At 66.9% G+C, this 17,294-nt stretch carries 24 protein-coding genes; 21 read left to right on the top strand and 3 right to left on the bottom strand.

The window, feature by feature from the left end:
• The first annotated feature begins 31 nt into the window (after window positions 1-31).
• The 18 genes from ACWH43_RS19835 (at window position 32) to ACWH43_RS19920 (ending at window position 13,288) form a co-directional block, all read left to right on the top strand.
• Window positions 32-745, top strand: coding sequence for a hypothetical protein (locus ACWH43_RS19835; RefSeq protein ID WP_260349193.1), 714 nt, complete (start codon window positions 32-34; stop codon window positions 743-745).
• Between the two features lie 190 nt (window positions 746-935).
• Window positions 936-1,511, top strand: coding sequence for a sigma factor (locus ACWH43_RS19840; RefSeq protein ID WP_260349192.1), 576 nt, complete (start codon window positions 936-938; stop codon window positions 1,509-1,511).
• A 34-nt stretch (window positions 1,512-1,545) separates the two neighbouring features.
• A complete protein-coding gene (locus ACWH43_RS19845) occupies window positions 1,546-1,887 on the top strand; it encodes a hypothetical protein (protein ID WP_260349190.1) in 342 nt (113 codons plus the stop codon).
• The gene (locus ACWH43_RS19850; RefSeq protein ID WP_260349189.1) at window positions 1,887-2,381 is read left to right on the top strand and encodes a hypothetical protein; all 495 of its coding nucleotides are present in this window, start codon (window positions 1,887-1,889) and stop codon (window positions 2,379-2,381) included. Before ACWH43_RS19845 ends, ACWH43_RS19850 begins: the two co-directional genes overlap by 1 nt.
• Window positions 2,378-2,677 carry a hypothetical protein gene (locus ACWH43_RS19855; RefSeq protein ID WP_260349188.1) on the top strand — a complete coding sequence of 100 codons (300 nt, stop codon included), beginning with the start codon at window positions 2,378-2,380 and terminating at the stop codon, window positions 2,675-2,677. Before ACWH43_RS19850 ends, ACWH43_RS19855 begins: the two co-directional genes overlap by 4 nt.
• Window positions 2,677-3,510 (top strand): ATP-binding protein, encoded by an 834-nt coding sequence (locus ACWH43_RS19860; protein ID WP_260349187.1) that lies wholly within the window; start codon window positions 2,677-2,679, stop codon window positions 3,508-3,510. The genes ACWH43_RS19855 and ACWH43_RS19860 overlap by 1 nt, the downstream gene beginning before the upstream one ends.
• A gap of 18 nt (window positions 3,511-3,528) precedes the next feature.
• Window positions 3,529-4,260 (top strand): hypothetical protein, encoded by a 732-nt coding sequence (locus tag ACWH43_RS19865; protein ID WP_260349185.1) that lies wholly within the window; start codon window positions 3,529-3,531, stop codon window positions 4,258-4,260.
• A complete protein-coding gene (locus ACWH43_RS19870) occupies window positions 4,245-4,493 on the top strand; it encodes a hypothetical protein (RefSeq protein ID WP_260349183.1) in 249 nt (82 codons plus the stop codon). The genes ACWH43_RS19865 and ACWH43_RS19870 overlap by 16 nt, the downstream gene beginning before the upstream one ends.
• A gap of 140 nt (window positions 4,494-4,633) precedes the next feature.
• Complete coding sequence (locus ACWH43_RS19875; RefSeq protein WP_206771947.1) at window positions 4,634-4,849, top strand: DUF6511 domain-containing protein; 216 nt, start codon at window positions 4,634-4,636, stop codon at window positions 4,847-4,849.
• Between the two features lie 8 nt (window positions 4,850-4,857).
• Entirely contained in the window at window positions 4,858-5,628 is a 771-nt protein-coding gene (locus tag ACWH43_RS19880) for a CRISPR-associated protein Cas4 (protein WP_260349182.1), read from the top strand.
• Window positions 5,625-6,905, top strand: coding sequence for an ATP-dependent DNA helicase (locus tag ACWH43_RS19885; protein WP_260349181.1), 1,281 nt, complete (start codon window positions 5,625-5,627; stop codon window positions 6,903-6,905). Before ACWH43_RS19880 ends, ACWH43_RS19885 begins: the two co-directional genes overlap by 4 nt.
• Complete coding sequence (locus ACWH43_RS19890) at window positions 6,898-9,825, top strand: DUF7146 domain-containing protein (RefSeq protein WP_260349180.1); 2,928 nt, start codon at window positions 6,898-6,900, stop codon at window positions 9,823-9,825. The genes ACWH43_RS19885 and ACWH43_RS19890 overlap by 8 nt, the downstream gene beginning before the upstream one ends.
• 107 nt (window positions 9,826-9,932) lie before the next feature.
• On the top strand, window positions 9,933-10,472 hold the full coding sequence (locus tag ACWH43_RS19895) for a hypothetical protein (RefSeq protein ID WP_260349178.1): 540 nt from the start codon (window positions 9,933-9,935) through the stop codon (window positions 10,470-10,472).
• The gene (locus ACWH43_RS19900) at window positions 10,469-10,726 is read left to right on the top strand and encodes a DUF6378 domain-containing protein (RefSeq protein WP_260349177.1); all 258 of its coding nucleotides are present in this window, start codon (window positions 10,469-10,471) and stop codon (window positions 10,724-10,726) included. The genes ACWH43_RS19895 and ACWH43_RS19900 overlap by 4 nt, the downstream gene beginning before the upstream one ends.
• A complete protein-coding gene (locus ACWH43_RS19905; RefSeq protein ID WP_260349176.1) occupies window positions 10,723-10,923 on the top strand; it encodes a hypothetical protein in 201 nt (66 codons plus the stop codon). Before ACWH43_RS19900 ends, ACWH43_RS19905 begins: the two co-directional genes overlap by 4 nt.
• A complete protein-coding gene (locus ACWH43_RS19910; RefSeq protein WP_260349175.1) occupies window positions 10,916-11,356 on the top strand; it encodes a DUF6362 family protein in 441 nt (146 codons plus the stop codon). Before ACWH43_RS19905 ends, ACWH43_RS19910 begins: the two co-directional genes overlap by 8 nt.
• Window positions 11,357-11,630: 274 nt before the next feature.
• Complete coding sequence (locus tag ACWH43_RS19915) at window positions 11,631-13,070, top strand: DNA modification methylase (protein ID WP_260349174.1); 1,440 nt, start codon at window positions 11,631-11,633, stop codon at window positions 13,068-13,070.
• Window positions 13,067-13,288 carry a DUF7220 family protein gene (locus ACWH43_RS19920; RefSeq protein WP_260349173.1) on the top strand — a complete coding sequence of 74 codons (222 nt, stop codon included), beginning with the start codon at window positions 13,067-13,069 and terminating at the stop codon, window positions 13,286-13,288. Before ACWH43_RS19915 ends, ACWH43_RS19920 begins: the two co-directional genes overlap by 4 nt.
• A 52-nt stretch (window positions 13,289-13,340) precedes the next feature.
• Here ACWH43_RS19920 and ACWH43_RS19925 read toward each other — a convergent pair whose 3' ends face one another.
• From ACWH43_RS19925 to ACWH43_RS19935, 3 genes are all read right to left on the bottom strand, one after another.
• On the bottom strand, window positions 13,341-13,586 hold the full coding sequence (locus tag ACWH43_RS19925; RefSeq protein WP_260349172.1) for a hypothetical protein: 246 nt from the start codon (window positions 13,584-13,586) through the stop codon (window positions 13,341-13,343).
• A 4-nt stretch (window positions 13,587-13,590) separates the two neighbouring features.
• A complete protein-coding gene (locus ACWH43_RS19930; RefSeq protein WP_448153599.1) occupies window positions 13,591-14,136 on the bottom strand; it encodes a DUF3489 domain-containing protein in 546 nt (181 codons plus the stop codon).
• Between the two features lie 102 nt (window positions 14,137-14,238).
• Window positions 14,239-14,460 (bottom strand): hypothetical protein, encoded by a 222-nt coding sequence (locus ACWH43_RS19935; protein WP_260349170.1) that lies wholly within the window; start codon window positions 14,458-14,460, stop codon window positions 14,239-14,241.
• Window positions 14,461-14,607: 147 nt separating this feature from the next.
• Between ACWH43_RS19935 and ACWH43_RS19940 the strand changes: the two genes are divergently transcribed.
• From ACWH43_RS19940 to ACWH43_RS19950, 3 genes are read left to right on the top strand one after another with little or no spacing between them, the layout of a single operon-like run.
• Complete coding sequence (locus tag ACWH43_RS19940; protein ID WP_260349169.1) at window positions 14,608-15,177, top strand: hypothetical protein; 570 nt, start codon at window positions 14,608-14,610, stop codon at window positions 15,175-15,177.
• Window positions 15,092-17,068, top strand: coding sequence for a phage terminase large subunit family protein (locus ACWH43_RS19945; RefSeq protein ID WP_260349168.1), 1,977 nt, complete (start codon window positions 15,092-15,094; stop codon window positions 17,066-17,068). Before ACWH43_RS19940 ends, ACWH43_RS19945 begins: the two co-directional genes overlap by 86 nt.
• Before the next feature lie 10 nt (window positions 17,069-17,078).
• Complete coding sequence (locus ACWH43_RS19950) at window positions 17,079-17,291, top strand: phage head-tail joining protein (protein ID WP_260349167.1); 213 nt, start codon at window positions 17,079-17,081, stop codon at window positions 17,289-17,291.
• The last annotated feature ends 3 nt before the right edge of the window (window positions 17,292-17,294 follow it).

The raw sequence follows: 17,294 nt of genomic DNA on the forward strand, positions 1-17,294 counted from the left end.
GAGCGGGAAGCCGTCTTTGGAGGCAAAAGCCATGGCCGGATACGGCAGCAAGGAAGATGGCGGGTACAATGAGCAGAGCTTGGCATACAAGAAGGCCCCGTCCATCGAGCACTACGTGAAGCTTCGCCGTGCTGACCCGTCCGCCGAAATTGAGGTCGCCGTAATCGGTGGTATGGACCAGCTCTACTTCATGGAGGAAGAGCTGCGGAAGTACGGGTTCGATCCGGAAATGATCGCTTCCGTCCTCGATGCCGATCCCGAGGCAATCAGCGAGGTCTCTCTCCAGATCATGGAGAAGCTGATCGAGGCCAAGAACCTCGCTAAGGCTGGGCAAACTCATCTCACGCGACGTGGGCTCGCCATTCCCGACAAGCTGGTGAACTGGCTCATTGCCTGCATGTTGGACGCGTTGAGCTGGAACGACGACCTCTACATCCCGAGGGATCTCATCGTTCTCATTCGCGAGCGACTGGGTGGCTCCAACCCTGAGTATGAGCAAGCTTCTGATGCCCATCAGAAGCGATGGGCGGCGATCACAATCGGTGGGCAGCTGAAGGCGCGGGGGATCAAGCCGAGCTTCAGGATGCTCGCCGGAGCACTGAATGTTTCGCCGAGCACAGTCATGCGCTGGTTCCCCGACGGTGACTTTGAGAAAGAAATCGCTCGAGTGGCGACCTGGTTCGATGAGAACGGCCAGTTGCGCGACTTAAAGGATGTATTTCAACGACCGTTGCAAACGAAATAAGCTGCGCAACGCCCAACTGGTCAGTCAAACCTGCGGCACCGATTGAGATCGGCTGATCGCAGGAAGTCTCCGGTGAGCGGGCCAAGCATACCCACAGTTCGCCCACATCATCACCACGTCGTGCCCACCTATGCTGGCGCGCGCATCGGCAACCTGCGGACATCACGAACGATGACCGAGGCGTTGACCGATGCACTCTTCGATTTCCCGAGGCGACCTTCAGATCCTTCTCCATGAGGCGGACATCGCGGCCCGCCGCCTCGTCCGCCAGCTGCGGCTTCCTCGCGCCGATCTCGACGATGTCCGCCAGGACCTGCTCGCTGATCTGATCGCCCGGCTTCCCGCCTACGACGCAGATCGCGGCACGCTCGGCGCCTTTGCCGGCGCTATCCTCACCAACAGGGCGACGCGCATCGCCAACAAGGTGAAGCGGCAGCGCCGGATGTATGGCGCGACGCCGATCTCGCTCGATGAGGTCATTCCCGAGATCGACGGGCTGACCCGCGGCGACCTCATCGCCGAAGCCGACGGGCTGTCAGCGCTCTTCGGCCAGCCCGTCGATGCATTCGCCGCCGCCGAGCACCGTCTTGATGTCGAGCGCGGTCTTGGCTCGCTCGAACCCGCCGACGGCGCTCTCTGTGCAGCCCTTTCCCGCACCACCGTCGAGCGCCTTGCCGCGAGCGGGCATGGCGCCCGCAGCAGCCTCTACCGCCGCGTCAAGGACATCCGCCTCGCCCTGACGGCGATCGGCGTCCGGGCCGCGTGAGACGGTTCGGCGAGCGCGTGAGTAGGAGCCCATCATGAACGTCATCGCATCCAGATTCCCCGCTGTCCGGAACCCGCTCACCGAGATCGATCTCTGCGGCTGGATCGGTCAGGCAGCACCCGGCGACATCCTCGAATATCACCGTGGATTCCTCGCGCTCGACACCATGCCGCAGGGCACGCGCCTTGCCGAGCGGGAGCGGGCGGAACTTGCCCGCGTCGCGCGCCGCGCCTGGTGGGCGGCCGAACGCGGGCTGATCCATCTCGTCCAGCGCCGCCACCGGTCCGACGACTACAGCTATCTTGCCATCGCCCGCCCGAAGCCGAAGCAGGCCTCGGTATCGCTGTCCACCCTCCTGCTGGCGGAGGTGGCGTGATGGCATCTGATCGCAACAACCGCCCCAGCCTCGACGACATCCGCACCATGCCGGTCGGCGAGATCGCCACGCTTCCGGCGGAGCATCTGGCGCTGCTCCAGGAGGATGCCGATGCCGCCCTGGATGCCGCCAAGCGGCTCAGGGAGTGGCTCGAAGGCGCGATCGCGCTTCGCTACGCCGACGCGGCAGCGACGATGCGCCGGGCCGAGGGCAAGGACACCGGCCTCGTTCGTTTTGAGGACGGCGCCGTCGTCGTCGCTGCCGATCTCCCGAAGAAGGTTGACTGGGACCAGTCGCTGCTCGCCGCGCTCGCCGAGCGCATCCGCGCGAGCGGGGAGAACCCGGCCGACTACGTCGACATCGGCTTCAAGGTCCCCGAGCGCAAATACACCGCCTGGCCCGCCGCCATCCGCGAAGCCTTCGCCGCCGCCCGCACGGTGCGGACCGCCAAGCCGACCTTCCGTCTCACCATCAAGTCCGAGGATGCCCGATGACCAGTTCTGCTGTCCTGACCGAGATCCGCAAGCGCCACTACGCGCTCGAAGCGCTGCCCGACACCATCGTCATTCCGGTGCTCGGCGATATCCGCCGCGAGCAGGTGGTCAAGCCGATCGAGGACGCCACGCTCGACGACATCGCCTTCGCCCTCCTGGGCGTCGAGGCCGAGTTCAGCGCGGTCGGTGACCGCCTGCACGCCTTGCGCAAACTCTATGGTCTCGCCCGGCAGGCCGGCGCGCACGGGAGTGAGTGCGCGCTCGATGTCGCGTCGTGCAACAAGGGAGGCCGCTGATGGCGCTGCGCATCGTCAGCGCCGACGAACGGCTGTCCGCGGCCGGCGCCAAGACCACCATGGCGATCTTCGGCCCAAGCGGCGTCGGCAAGACATCCTTGCTGAAATCGCTGCCGCCGGCCGACACGCTCTGCATCGACCTCGAGGCAGGCATGAAGTCGGTCCAGGACTGGCCCGGCGACAGCATCCCGGTGCGCACCTTCGCCGACGCCCTCGACATCGGCTGTCTCGTCGGCGGGGTCAATCCGTCGGCCGACCCGAGCGGCTTCTTCTCCGAGGCGCATTACCAGCATCTCAGGGAAAGCTATCCCGATCTCGTTCAGATGATCGCGGGCAAGCGCATCATCTTCGTCGACTCGATCACCGATCTCACGCGCCAGGCCATGGCCTGGGCGAAGACCCGGCCCGAGGCCTTCTCCGACAAGACCGGCAAACCGGACACCCGCGGCGCCTACGGGCTGCTCGCCCGCGAGGTCATCGGCCTGCTCAAGCACCTGCAGCACGCCGCCGGAAAAACCGTGATCTTCGTCGGCATTCTTGAACGTGTGACCGACGAGTTCAATCGCTCGACCTGGCAGCCGCAGATGGAAGGCGGCAAGGCCGGCCGCGAGCTTCCCGGCATCGTCGATCAGGTCATCACCATGAGCCTGTTCGCGCGCGACGGGGACGGCTGGCGGCATAAGCCCGAGCGCGGCGAAGAACGCCGCCTCGTCTGCCGCGCCGGCAATCCCTTCGGCCTGCCGGCGAAGGATCGCAGCGGCCGTCTCGATGTCACCGAGCCGCCCGACCTCGGCGCGCTGCTCTCCAAGATCAATGCAACACGGAAAGGATGACGAGCCATGAGCTTCGACATGAACGACGCCGAGCCGCAGAAGAGCGGCGAACTGATCCCCGACGGCACCTTCGCCAAGATCACCATGACCATTCGGCCGGGCGGGACCGACGGCCAGAGCGAGATCGACCGGGGGCTGCTCAAGGCCTCGAACGCGCCCGGCAGCGACGTGCTGATGGTGGATGCCGAGTTCACCGTTGCCGAGGGTCCGCACGTCCGGCGCAAGTTCTGGCAGATGTTCACCGTCTCCGGCGGCAAGGTCGACGAGCACGGCGTCTCGATAGGCTGGAAGATTTCCAAGGGCAGCTTCCGCGCGATGATCGACAGCGCGCTCGGGCTGGATCCGCAGGACATGAGCGAGGCGGCGAAGTCGAAGCGGATCCTGCGCGGCCTGGCCGACCTCAACGGCATCACCTTCGTCGCCAAGATCAAGGTCGAGCCCAGCGACGACCCGCGCTACGGCGACAGCAACAAGCTCGACCGCGTGGTTCTGCCGAGCGAGCCGGAATGGCGGAGGGTGATGGACGGCGAGGTCCTGGCGCCGAGCCCCAGCACCCGCGCGCGGCCGAAGGCTGCATCACCCGCATCGCCCGCAGCCCCGGCGTGGGGGCAGCCCGCCGCATCGCCGCCCGCGAGCGCTGCCCCGGCCTGGAGCCGGCCGGCACAGCCGGGCACGGCGCCGGCAACAGCCCCGGCAGCCGCACCCGCAGCGACGCCGGCCCCGAGTGGCCCGGCTTGGCTCAACACCTGACCGTCATGACGGCCGATGAGTGGCAGGCGCACGTCACGCGCGAGGCAGCGAAGGCAATGGGACAATGGCTCGAAGGACGCGGAAGGCTTCACCAGCCCATCGCCGCTCTCACGCTCCCCGAACTGGAAGCCATGGCGGAGAACGCGATCGCGCGGTTCATCGTCCTGGCCTCACACCGGATCAAGGATCAGCCGAACGACGCAGAGGACCTGACCTGGCTCTTGCTCGGGTAGGCGTCTGCACCGTCTGCGGGCGTCAGGCGCGGGGCTTCGGCTACGTCCACCAGCTGCGCTGGGACCGCTTTCCTTACCACCGCTTCTGCTCGATGCGCTGCCTCGATGTCGGCGCGGCGCTCGCCAACAGGAACAACGGGATGATCGACAAGACCGACATGGAGACCCGAGCGATCAAGGAGGCGCGCCGGTTTCTCGCCGAGACGCTCACCGAGCTCGACCTGATGGCGCCGTTCTACGACCGGAAACCGGAAGAGATCGATCGCATTATCGAAGCCTGCGTCGACGGGTTTCAGGAATCGATGCAGCGCCAGGCAGCCGCCCGCGACCCGCTCGACGATCCGATTCCCTTTTGAGGTGGCGCATGGGAATCGATCTCAACCACGGCTCCGGCTTCATCTATGGCCGCATCGGCCACGCGATCAGCGTGTCCGATCGGGTCAATGCGCTGATCGATGCGGCGCTCGTCGCACGCAATCGGCGGCAGCAGCCGCGCGACTATCTCGGCGGCAGCCGGATCGGCGAGCCCTGCGCGCGCAAGCTCGTCTACGAGGTGACCCATACGCCCAAGGATGAGGGACGGGATTTTGACGGCGCGATCCTGCGCATCTTCGACGCCGGCCACCAGTTTGAGACGCTCTCCATCCGCTGGCTGCGCGGCGCGGGCTTCGACCTTCGCACCGAGCGCGCCGCCGGCGGACAATTCGGGTTCGAGGCGGCGGGCGGCAAGCTGCGCGGCCACATCGATGGCGTGATCGTCGCCGGCCCCGATGTCGGCCTGCGCTGGCCCGTGCTCTGGGAACACAAGGCGCTGAACGCCAAATCCTGGAACGACCTGGTCAAGCGTGGCTTGCGCGCCTCCAAGCCGGTCTACTTCGCGCAGGTTCAGCTCTACATGGGCTATCTGGAGCTGGAGACCGCCCTCGTCACGGCGCTCAACAAGGACACCGAGGCGCTCCACCACGAGGTGGTCGCGTTCGATCCGTCCTGCGCGCAGGCGCTGTCCGACAAGGCCGTCGATATCCTGCGCGCCGCGGCAGCCCGCGAACTCCCCCCGCGGATCGCCGCAGCCCAGGACTTCTATCTCTGCCGCATGTGCGCCTATGCGAAGCGCTGCTGGGAGGGCGAGCGATGAGCTTCATCCCGTCTCCGCAGCAGGCGGCGGCAATCGCCGCGATCGAGGACTGGTTTCGGCGCCGCACGCGCGATCAGCAGGTGTTCCGCCTGTTCGGTTACGCAGGAACGGGCAAGACGACCATCACCCGGCATGCAATCGGCGAGCTCGGTCTCGAACCGATGGATCGCATGGGTGGTGCGGGCGGCGTGCTCTATGCCGCCTTCACCGGCAAGGCGGCCCTGGTGATGACCCGCAAGGGAACGCCAGCCTCCACGATCCACAGTCTGATCTACAAGGTGTCCGAGGCGACGCCGGAAGAAATCGAGCGCGTCACCCGCGAATTGGAGACGCTGCGCAAAGGCGTGCGCAATATGGGACCGGCCGAGCGCTCCTTCGCCGAGACCCAGATCCGCCGCCTCGAGCTCCGGCTTGCCGACATCCATCAGCCTCGTTTCATTCTGAACGAGCAGTCGCTGGTCCGCGACGCCGACCTGATCGTGCTCGACGAGGTCTCCATGGTCGGCGCCGAAATGGCGAGCGATCTGCTTGCTTTCGGCAAACCGATCCTGGTGCTCGGCGACCCCGGCCAGTTGCCGCCGATCAAGGGCGACGGCGCCTTCACCGACGCCGATCCCGACGTGATGCTGACCGATATCCATCGCCAGGCGGAGACCAGCGCGATCATCCGTCTCGCCACGCTCGCGCGGCAGAGCATGCCCATTCCCTACGGTGAGCACGACGACTTCGTCTGGAAGATGCGGCGCTCCGACATCGGCCCGCATCAGTTCCTCAAGGGCGGCCAGGTGATCTGCGGCCGCAACGCGACGCGGCTCTTTCTGAACACCGCGATGAAACAGGCGGCCGGCTTTCCTGACGCTTACCCGCGCGGGCTCGGCGAGAAGATCATCTGCCTCAAGAACCGGCACGATCTCGGTCTCGTCAACGGCATGTTCCTCGACCTATCGGACATCCGCGACGAAAGCCCGCTCGCCTTCAGCGCGTCGGTGCGCACCGAGGACGGGACAAGCGTTCCCGGCCGCCAGTGGTTCTACAAGGGGCATTTCGACGACCACGTCGCCTACGACGCCGAGCGCCTGCGCCGCGATTGGCGCGACATGCGGGGACTTGTCGAGAGCGTCTGGGGCTACGCCATCACCTGCCACAAGGCCCAAGGGTCGCAGTGGGAGAACGTGATCGTCTACGACGACGGTCTCGGGCGGACCGCCGAGGACCGCGCCCGCTGGCTCTACACCGCCATCACGCGTGCGGAGCAAGGGCTGGTGATCCTTGATTGACTTCAACGACATCGCACCCGCCAGAACGCCTGCGGTTCATTACGATCTCGACGCCATCGTGGCCGGCCTGCGTGACAGAACCGACGTCTGGGTGCCGCAGCACTTTCCAAACGGCCGTCGCAACGGTGACGAATGGCGTCTCGCCAACATCAATGGCGGGGCGCCGCGAAAGAACGGTTCCTGCGTGATCACGCTCAGAGGCGAGCACGCCGGCGGCTGGATCGACTTCGACGGCGGCCAGGGCGGCGGGCCGCTGAGCACGCTGGAACAGGCGACCGGCCTCAAGGGCCGCGACCTCTTCGCCTATGCCGCCGATCTGGTCGGATGGTCGGCCGCGGCGCCAGCGCGTCGCGAACCGTCGGCGGCTTCCGCGAGGCCGGAGAAAGACTCTGCCCGAGAAATCGAGATCATCCTCTCGCGGGCCCTCCCGATCGCCGGCACGCCGGGTGAGGCCTATCTGCGCGCACGAGGGCTCACGGTCCCGCCACCGTCCGACCTCCTGTTCCATCCGGATCTCGCGCATTGGGATACGAGGACCGGTTTCCCGGCCATCGTCGGCCTAGTTCGCGATCGCGCCGGCAACGTGGTGGCCCTGCACCGCATCTACCTGCGCCCGGATGGGGCGGCGAAGGCCGAGGTTGAAAAGCCGAAGAAGATGCTGGGCCGGGTCGGCGGCGGCGCCGTGCGGCTGGCGCCGATCGCCGACGATGCTGTCCTTGGTCTCAGCGAAGGCATCGAGACGGCGCTCGCCGTGATGACGGCCTGCCCGGGCATGGCGGTATGGGCGACGCTCTCGGCCACCAACCTCGAACAGGTCGTCCTGCCGCCGGAGGCCCGGCGTGTCATTCTGCTCGCCGACCACGATGCGTCGGGCGCTGGCCTTCGTGCGGCCGAGGCGGCGGCGCGGCGGCTCCGCGCCGAAGGCTGCAGCGTCGCTATCGCCCTGCCGCGGGCGGAAGGCGAGGACTTCAACGACGTCCTGTTGCACGACGGCGCGGATGCGGTCCGTCAGATCATCGACGCGGCCGAGCCGTGTGCAGTGGCGGATGGCACGGATGCGCAGGATGGCGCCCGAAACCGCCCGATCGGCTTCGTCGAGCCCCAAGGGCGCTTGCCGCAACTGCGCGCTGATGAGGGCGATCTCGCCCGCGCCCACGCACGCAGCTGGGGTTTACTCCTCGCCTCGAACAACACGCCCTGGCTTTTTCGCAGCGGCGGCATGCCGACATGGGCCGTGCATGACGATGACGGCCTGCCCATGGCCCGGCCGGTCACGGAAGAGCGCCTGCGACACATGCTGGCCAAGCTCGCCGATTGGCGGCGTCTGGCCCGCAATGGCGATCTTGTCCCCGCGCATCCGCCGACGCCGCTCATCAAATCGCTGTTGGCGACGCCCGATCCCGGCCTGCCCGTGCTGGCGGGGATCGTCACCACGCCGGTCTTCGGCCGCAATGGAGCGCTCCTGACGAAGCCCGGCTACCACCCCGATGCGCGGCTGCTCTACCAGCCTACACCAGGCTTTGCCGTGCCGCAGGTGCCGGAGCGCCCGTCGCCGGCGGAGATCGCGACCGCGCGCAGTCTCATCGTCGACGACATGCTGGGCGAGTTCCCCTTCACCGACCACGCGGAGCGGGCGCATGCCGTTGCCCTGATGCTGCTCGGCTTTCTTCGCGCCATGATCGACGCGCCGACGCCGCTGCATCTGATCGAGAAGCCGACACCCGGCACCGGCGCGACCCTGATGGTCGACGCAATCGCGACCGTGCTCACCGGCGTCAGCGCCTCCGTGATGACCGAGGGCCGCGACGACGAAGAGTGGCGCAAGCGGCTAACCGCCAAGCTGCGCCAGATTCCCTCGATCGTGCTCATCGACAATCTGCGTCACCCGCTCGACTCCTCGGCGCTCGCGGCAGCGCTCACCGCGCCCTTCTGGGAAGACCGCATTCTCGGGGCGTCCGAGATGACGCGATTGCCGATCCGCTGCGTCTGGATCGCGACCGGCAACAATCCCGAATTCTCCAACGAGATGGCGCGCCGCATCGTGCGCATCCGGCTCGACGCTCGTGTGGATCAACCCTGGCGGCGCGAGGGGTTCCGCCACCCCGATCTCATGAGCTGGGTTCGCGCCAACCGGCCGCGCATTGTCGCGGCCTGCCTCACACTGTGCCGGGCCTGGCTGGCCGCCGGCCGTCCACGGGGCGCGCGCATGATTGGGAGCTACGAGAGCTGGTCGCGCATCATGGGCGGCGTCCTCGAGGTCGCCGGGATCGAAGGATTTCTCGCCAACCTCGATGAAATGCTCGCTGCTGCCGATGGCGAGGGCGCGATCTGGCGCAGCTTCATCGGCGGCTGGTGGGACCGCTTCGGGACGGCGGAGGTCGGCACCGGCGATCTCTACGAGGTGGCGTTGGCCTGCGAGCCCCCGCTGCCGCTGGGCGCCGGGGGCGACCGGTCACAGCGCACACGGCTCGGCAAGGCGCTCGCCCGCATGCGCGACAGGGTGTTCGACATCGACGGCCGCAAGATTCGCGTGCGAACGCTGGGCGTCTCCCATCAAGCCCAGCGCTGGCAGTTGAAGATCGAAGGGGAACGTGGGGAACGTTTTCCGCAAGGTGTCGCGGCTTCGGGCGGGGAACGTTGCGCCGAAGAGGGGAACGTCGAAAACCAACGTTCCCCGGCACAACCCATTGAAACCAATGCCAAAGGGGAACGTGGGGAACATGGGGAACGTTTTTCAACACTAATGCATGTGCGCGGCTGCGCCCACGCGATGGAGGATGGGGAAAAACGTTCCCCACCTTCGTCACCTTCCCAAAGCACTTGTTCCTCAACGGCTTGCACCGGGGAACATGCGGGGGAACATCCCTCACCACGTTCCCCGAACGGCGCTGCGCCGGACTGGCTCAAGGAGGTGCTCTGATGGGCATGCTCCATCAACTCGGCCATCTCCAAGCGGCAGCGACCGGTCCGCCGCGACGGGTCTTCGATCCGAAACCCGACCCTTGCCCGCGCGTCTTGGAGGCAATCATGATTTCGACCATCGAAACCGGCCCCGCCGCAGCGGGGGCCATCGCATTCCGTCCGCATCCGGCTCATGCGCATCGCGCCATTCTCAGCCTCGATCTCGGCACCACGACCGGCTGGGCGCTGCGCAGCCATGACGGCCTGATCACGAGTGGCACGGTCTCGTTCCGGCCGAGCCGCTATGACGGTGGTGGCATGCGCTACCTGCGCTTCCGAAGCTGGCTGGACCAGATCGCCGAGGATGCCGGCGGTCTCGCGGCGATCTATTTCGAGGAGGTTCGCCGCCATGTCGGCACCGACGCGGCCCATCTCTATGGCGGCTTTCTGGCGACGCTGAGCGCCTGGTGCGAGAGCCACGCGATCGCCTATCAGGGCGTTCCCGTCGGCACGATCAAGCGGCACGTCGCCGCCAAGGGCAACGCCGACAAGGCCGCCGTCATGGCCGCCGTTCGCGCCCGCGGCTTCTCACCCGCGGACGATAATGAAGCCGACGCCATTGCCATCCTGCTCTGGGCCATCGAGACCGAGGGAGGTGTGCGATGAGCGGGGAGACGATGCTCAGGCATGCCGCGTCGGTCGTCGCCGAGCGCCGCAAGATATACGGCGAACCGGCCACCGCGATGGCCGTGGTCGCCAGACGCTGGTCGATCACGCTCGGCCGGCCCATCACGCCGGCGGAGGTCGTGCTCTGCCTCATCGATCTGAAGCTGGCGCGGCTCGGGCACGATCCCAAGCATCAGGATTCGATCCTCGACATCGCTGGCTATGCAGCGGTGCTGCAGGAGGTCGAACGATGAGATGGCTGCCGAAAGGATATGGCGGCGAACGCCGGTCGGCGGAAGAGGTCAAGCGGGAGGGTTGGCGCGAGCAGGGCCTCCTCGTCGTCAGCCCCACCGATCCGCGCCTCACCTGGCCCGAGCCGGAACTCGTTCTCCAGCTCGGCGAGAAGCTCTATGGCGGACGGCGCCAGCCGACGGAGCAACGGCATGGCTGAATGGACTCGCGAACAGGTCGAGGAGCGGCTGATCGAAGCAGCCGACGTCATGAAGCGCCTGCCCGAGGTTCGGGTGCAGGGCTATTTCTCTGTGTGGCCGAAGATCGTGCATGAGTTCGCTGATCTCGTCGGTCAGGAGCCGCCGCGCATGAAGCGTCCGCCGCCCTTGCCCGACGCCATCAGCCGCATGGAGGCGACGCTGCCCTGGCTCAGATGGCTGGAACCCGACGATGCGCGGCTTGTCTGGGCGCGCGCCGAGGGCACGCCGTGGAAGCCGATCTGCTGGCGCTTCGGGATTTCCCGCGCCACGGCGTGCCGTCGCTGGGAGTACGGCCTTAGCGTCATCACCTGGAAGCTCAACGGACAGCAAGTACCGGCGAAACGTTCGCGCGCCTTCCTCGTCGACCGCGTTCGCTCGTCAAGTTCATTTTGATGCGTGAGACAATTTTCGCTGAGACATTTCCCGACGAGACACAGATCGGCGATTTGGGTTAGTTCTCCGTATGCTCGGGCGAGCCGCGTGCGGGGATGACCACCGACCGGCGATGCACGGTTCCTCCTTGGCCGAAATCGTATGCTGGCGGCAATGGCGCGACGCTTGCCCAGTGACGGCGCCGAAATAGGCCATTTCGTTTCGCCCGCATCCTTGGCCTCGTGAATTCAAACACTTGGGCGTCTGCGGACCTCGGCGATGGCGAAGCCGCCGGTTGGGGGCGTTTCGTTTCGAGCGCATCGGCGAAGCGGAACCTGTTTTGCCGGCCCAGCACATCGGCTGGTTTCGCGACCGCCGGATCAGATCCTTCACCCATCGCACCGGACCGACCATGGACGTCGTCGAAACGCCGATCGACAAGCTTGTGCCCTATGCGCGCAACCCGCGGCGCAACGAGGAGGCTGTCGCCACGGTCGCCGCCTCGCTGGCCGAATTCGGCTGGCGTCAGCCGATCGTCGTCGACGAGGACATGGTGATCGTCGTCGGCCACACCCGCTACGAGGCGGCCAAGCGGCTCGGTATGACGAGCGTGCCGGTGCATGTCGCGCATGGCCTGACTCCGGCGCAGCTGCGCGCCTACCGGCTGATGGACAACCGCTCGCATCAAAATGCGAGCTGGGATGACGAGCTGCTGAAACTCGAACTGGCCGATCTGAAGCTCGACGAGTTCGACCTGGCGCTGACCGGTTTCGAAGACGATGAACTGGCCCGTCTCCTGGCCGAGGCGCCTGTCGAGGGGCTGGTGGACGAAGACGATGTTCCGGAGCCGCCCGCCACGCTCGTCACCCGCCGCGGCGATCTCTGGATCCTCGGGGACCACCGCCTGCTCTGCGGAGACTCGACCTCGGCCGAGGACGTCACCCGCCTGATGAACGGCGAGCGCGCCGCGCTGTTCGCGACCGATCCGCCCTATCTCGTCGACTATGACGGCACCAACCATCCGACGAAGAAGAACGCGTCCGCTCGCGCCAAGAAGATCGCAAACAAGGACTGGTCCGACGACTACATCGAGCAAAAGCACTGGGACGATTCATCCCAGGGGCCGCAGTTCTATGAGGCGTTCATGCAGGTCGCCATCGACTGCGCCATCAAGGAGGACGCGGCCTGGTATTGCTGGCATGCCTCGCGGCGCCAGGCGATGCTGGAAGCCTGCTGGTCCAAATTCGACGTTCTGCATCACCAGCAGATCATCTGGGCCAAGAGCCGTCCGGTGCTCACGCGCTCGATCATGTTGTGGGCGCACGAGCCCTGCCTGTTCGGCTGGCGCTCGGGCAACAAGCCGCGCGTCAACCGCGAAGGCTTCGAGAACTGGCCGACGACGGTGTGGTCCATCCCGTCGAGCGAGATCGAGACGCGCGAGCACCCGACCTCGAAACCGGTGCGCGTATTCACACTGCCGATGGAGCTGCACACGGTGCCGGGGGAAATCTGCTACGAGCCGTTCTCCGGCTCGGGCTCGCAACTCATCGCAGGCGAGCGCACAGGGCGACGCGTCTTTGGGCTCGAACTCTCCGAGACCTTCTGCGACGTCATCGTCAACCGCTGGCAGGTATTCACGGGGAAGTCGGCGAAACTGAACGACGAAGATCGCAGCTTCGAAGAGGTGAAAGCCGCGCGTCTTGGCGCTGGCGACGGCGCAAAGGACGCGGCATGAAGCAATCGCGCCGGATGTCTTTGATCGAGGCGTTGAGCAATGTCGCGATCGGCTACGGCGTGGCCGTGCTGACCCAGATCGCGGTCTTCCCGTTGTTCGGTCTGCAAGTGTCCCTGAGCGACAATCTGTTGATCGGCGCTCTGTTCACGCTGGTCTCGGTGGCACGTAGCTATGCCGTGCGGCGCATCTTCGAACGGATGCGCGCTTTGTCTGCATAAGCGAAACGCCGCCGCCCATCGCGGGCAGCGGCGCTTCAGTGATGATGACGTGTCAACTGGCGGTCGCTCCGAGCAGCTTCGCCCGGAAGTCGGCGCCCACCGGTCGGCTCTCGGCCACCGTGCGGCCGGCCCGGAGCGCGCCGGCACGGCCGACAAAATAGAAGCCGACCTGCTCGCCGGTTTCCCGGCGCGTTCGCGTGAGGACCGTGTAGCGGGTCGAGCGTGCATCAGCGATGATCGCTTCGCCTCGGTGCTGCAGGGCGGCGACGAGACGGTCGTGTATGGTGATCCTCGCCATAGCCTCAGCCCTCCCGGCTGAGGCGGTAGACCCGACCGCGTCCGTCGACCTTCTCGGAGGTCACGTCGAGCCCGAGCTTCTTCTTGAGCGCCCCGGCGATGGCGCCGCGCACGGTGTGCGGCTGCCACCCGAATGCGGCGGCGATCTCGGCGACGGTTGCTCCGTCGGCGCCCTGCAGCATGGCGATCAGCTGGGCCTGCTTGCTGCCTTCGCGGGCATTTGGCTTCGATGACGTCTTGACGGCAGCGTGACCGCTTTGCGTGGGCTCCGCAAAGTCACGCGAGGCCTCCGGCTCGATGCCGATGGCGGCGAGCCCGTGCTCGGTGATCGCGAGTGTGACGCCGTGGCCGTCGCCGGTCTCGCGCCAGACGTGTTCGCCGATGCGCGTGTCGGCATCGATCTCTTCGAGCAGGCCCTGCTTGAGGAGCGAAGCGATCACTTTCTGCGCTGCGCCGCCCTTGAGGTTCTTCGGGAGCGGTAGCGCCAGCATGTTCGCGCGCTGCGCGGCGGCGCTGAGGACGATCATCTGTGTGTCGGAGAGTTTGGTCATGGGGCAATCCTTCTTCAGGAGAGGCGCGCGACCATCGCGGACCTTCTACTGCCCCGAGCCCCGAGGGTGAGCCTATCGGGGCGAAGGCGGGAAGCGGCGCGTCTAATCGGCGTGCTCGCCCTCCTTGAAGGCTGCGTCGGTGATGCGCTTCAGGAGTTCGGTGTAGTGGCTGAGCGTTCCGACATGGCCCCAGTTGATCTCGTCGGGGCTGGTGTCGAAATGGTCGTCGCTCAGCACCTTGATGCGCTCCAGCATCGTGTCGATTTCCGCCTTCTTGGCGATGAATGCGTCGAGGGCGGTAGCGGTGTTTCTGGACTTGGTCATGGCGGTCTCCAGCGCTTGATGGTGACCCCATACAGGCTCTGATCGACGCCCTCATCAAGTCGATAAGTGCATCATTTCATTGCCTTTTATGCAGTGATGGCGGGGCTCCCGACATGACCTGATCTTGCCCGGGAGCGGCCCCCGTTCATGGCGACCAATACCCAACCGATCGCGGTCATCGCCCGGCTCCTGGACCTGACCGAAAGGCGGGTCCAGCAGCTGGCGCGCGACGGGATCATCCCGGCGTCAGCTCGCACCGGCCCCGAACGCGGGCGCTACGACCTCGTCGGCACGGTGCGCGGCTATGTGCGCTACCTGCGCGAGCTGGCGACGCGGTCGCAGACGGGCGCCGCGGATTTCGGTGTCGAGCGCGCCCGGCTGATCAAGGCCAAGGCCGATCTCGCCGAAATGGACGCAGCTGTCCGGCGCGGCGACCTCTTGCCGGCCGCTCAGGTCGAGGAGGCTTGGATCGCCGTGCTGGCCCGCCTGCGCGCGCGTCTGCTGGTCCTGCCCGACAGGCTGGCGCCGCTCGTCCACGAGGAGACGACCATTGCCGGCACGCGCGCGCAGATCCGCGACGCGATCACCGAAGCGCTCGCGGAACTCGCCAGCCTCCCGGCCATCGCCGTTGGTGCTGAAGGGGCCGGCGCGGCTGGCGCAGGCGACGCGCAAGGCGCTGACGATCCTGGCGCCGCCGCCGACCCTGACGATCAGTGAGTGGGCCGACGCCAGGCGCCGCCTGAGTTCCGAAGCCAGCGCCGAGCCCGGCCGCTGGCGCACCGAGCGGGCCATCTACCAGCGCGGCATCATGGACGCGATCTCCGATCCGGCGGTCGAAAGCGTCGTCGTGATGTCGTCGAGCCAGACCGGCAAGACGGAGGTGCTGCTCAACACCGTTGCATTCCACATCGACCAGGACCCGGCGCCGGTGATGGTGGTGATGCCGACGGAACGCGATGCGGAGACCTGGTCGAAGGACCGTTTCTCGCCGATGGCGCGCGATACGCCCTGTCTGCATGGGCGCATCTCGGATCCGAAGTCGCGGGACGGGTCGAACAAGATCCTGCACAAGAAGTTTCCCGGCGGGCATCTGACCATCGTCGGCGCCAATGCACCCTCGGGCCTGGCCAGCCGGCCGATCCGCATCCTCCTGTGCGACGAAGTCGACCGCTATCCGTTCAGCGCCGGCGCCGAGGGCGATCCGGTCAATCTGGCGAAGAAGCGCACCGTCACCTTCTGGAACCGCAAGATCGTGCTGGTCTCGACGCCGACCATCCGTGGCGCGAGCCGGATCGAGACCGCCTATGCCGAAAGCGACAGGCGCCGCTTCTTCGCGCCGTGCCCGGAATGCGGCGAGCATCAGACGCTGGTCTGGGAGCAGGTTCGCTGGGACCGCGACGCGGACGGCGCCCACCGGCCGGAGACCGCGCGATACCAATGCCGCCATTGCGGCGCGCATTGGAGCGACGCCGAACGCTGGGCCGCCGTGCGCCGGGGCGAATGGCGGGCTGAGGCCCCGTTCGACGGCATCGCCGGCTTTCACCTGAACGAGGTCTATTCCTCCTGGGTCCGCTTGGAAGCCATGGTGCGCACCTTTCTGTCGGCGAAGGATCACGGCGACGAGGCGATGAAGACCTTCGTCAATACATCGCTGGGCGAGACATGGGTCGAGACGGGCGAAGCGCCGGACTGGCAGCGGCTCTACGATCGCAGGGAGAGCTGGCCGGCCGGCACGGTGCCGATGGGCGGCCTGTTTCTCACCGCCGGCGCCGACGTCCAGAAGGATCGCATCGAGGTCGATGTCTGGGCATGGGGTCGCGGGCTGGAGAGCTGGCTCATCGACCACATCGTCATTGAGGGCGGCCCCGAACACGCCGCCGCATGGTCCGCGTTGGACGGTCTCTTGAGCCGCAACTGGCCGCACGCCTCTGGGGTGGCGATGGGCCTGTCGCGCCTCGCGATCGACACCGGCTTCGAGGCGCCGTCGGTCTACGGCTGGGCCCGGCGCGCCGGCTTCGCGCAGGTGGCGCCAGTCAAGGGTGTCGAGGGTTTCAATCGGGCGAGCCCGGTCTCCGGCCCGACCTATGTCGATGCGACCGCCGGCGGCAAGCGATTGCGGCGCGGCGCGCGGCTGTGGTCGGTCGCGGTCTCGACCTTCAAGGCCGAGACCTATCGCTACCTCCGGCTCGAACGGCCGACCGACGAGGAGCGTGCCGGAGGCGCCAGCTTTCCCGCAGGGACCATCCACCTGCCGGCTTGGGCCGACAGCGAGTGGTGCAAGCAGTTCGTCGCCGAACAGCTGGTGACGGTGAAGACCAGGCGCGGGTTTCAGCGGCTCGAATGGCAGAAGCTCCGCGAACGCAACGAGGCGCTGGATTGCCGGGTCTATGCCCGTGCCGCCGCCTGGATCGCCGGTGCCGACCGCTGGGGCGAGCAGAAATGGCGCGATCTCGAACGCCAGGTCGGCTCGCTCGATCCACGCGACACAGCGGCGCCAGAGACCACGGCCTCTGACCCCGGCACGCCAGAGATCGCCTCCGCGGGTCTGGTGCGACGAGCGCCTGCCCGGCGCGGCCGACGGGTGTTCACGCCCAGCTATCTGAGTTGAGACCGAGACCATGACGCTTGAGGACATGATCGCGCGCCGCGATGCGCTGCTCGCCGCCCGATGGCGCGGCGTGCGCACCGTCGAGGTCGAGGGGCGCCGCATCACCTATGCGAGCGATGCCGAAATGGCGGTCGCCCTCGGCGACCTCGAACGGCGGATCGCCGAGGAGCAAACCGGCGCGCGCCGTCGCATCGTTCGCACGACGGCAAGCAAGGGGCTCTGACTC

This window comes from Allobosea minatitlanensis, assembly GCF_964020775.1.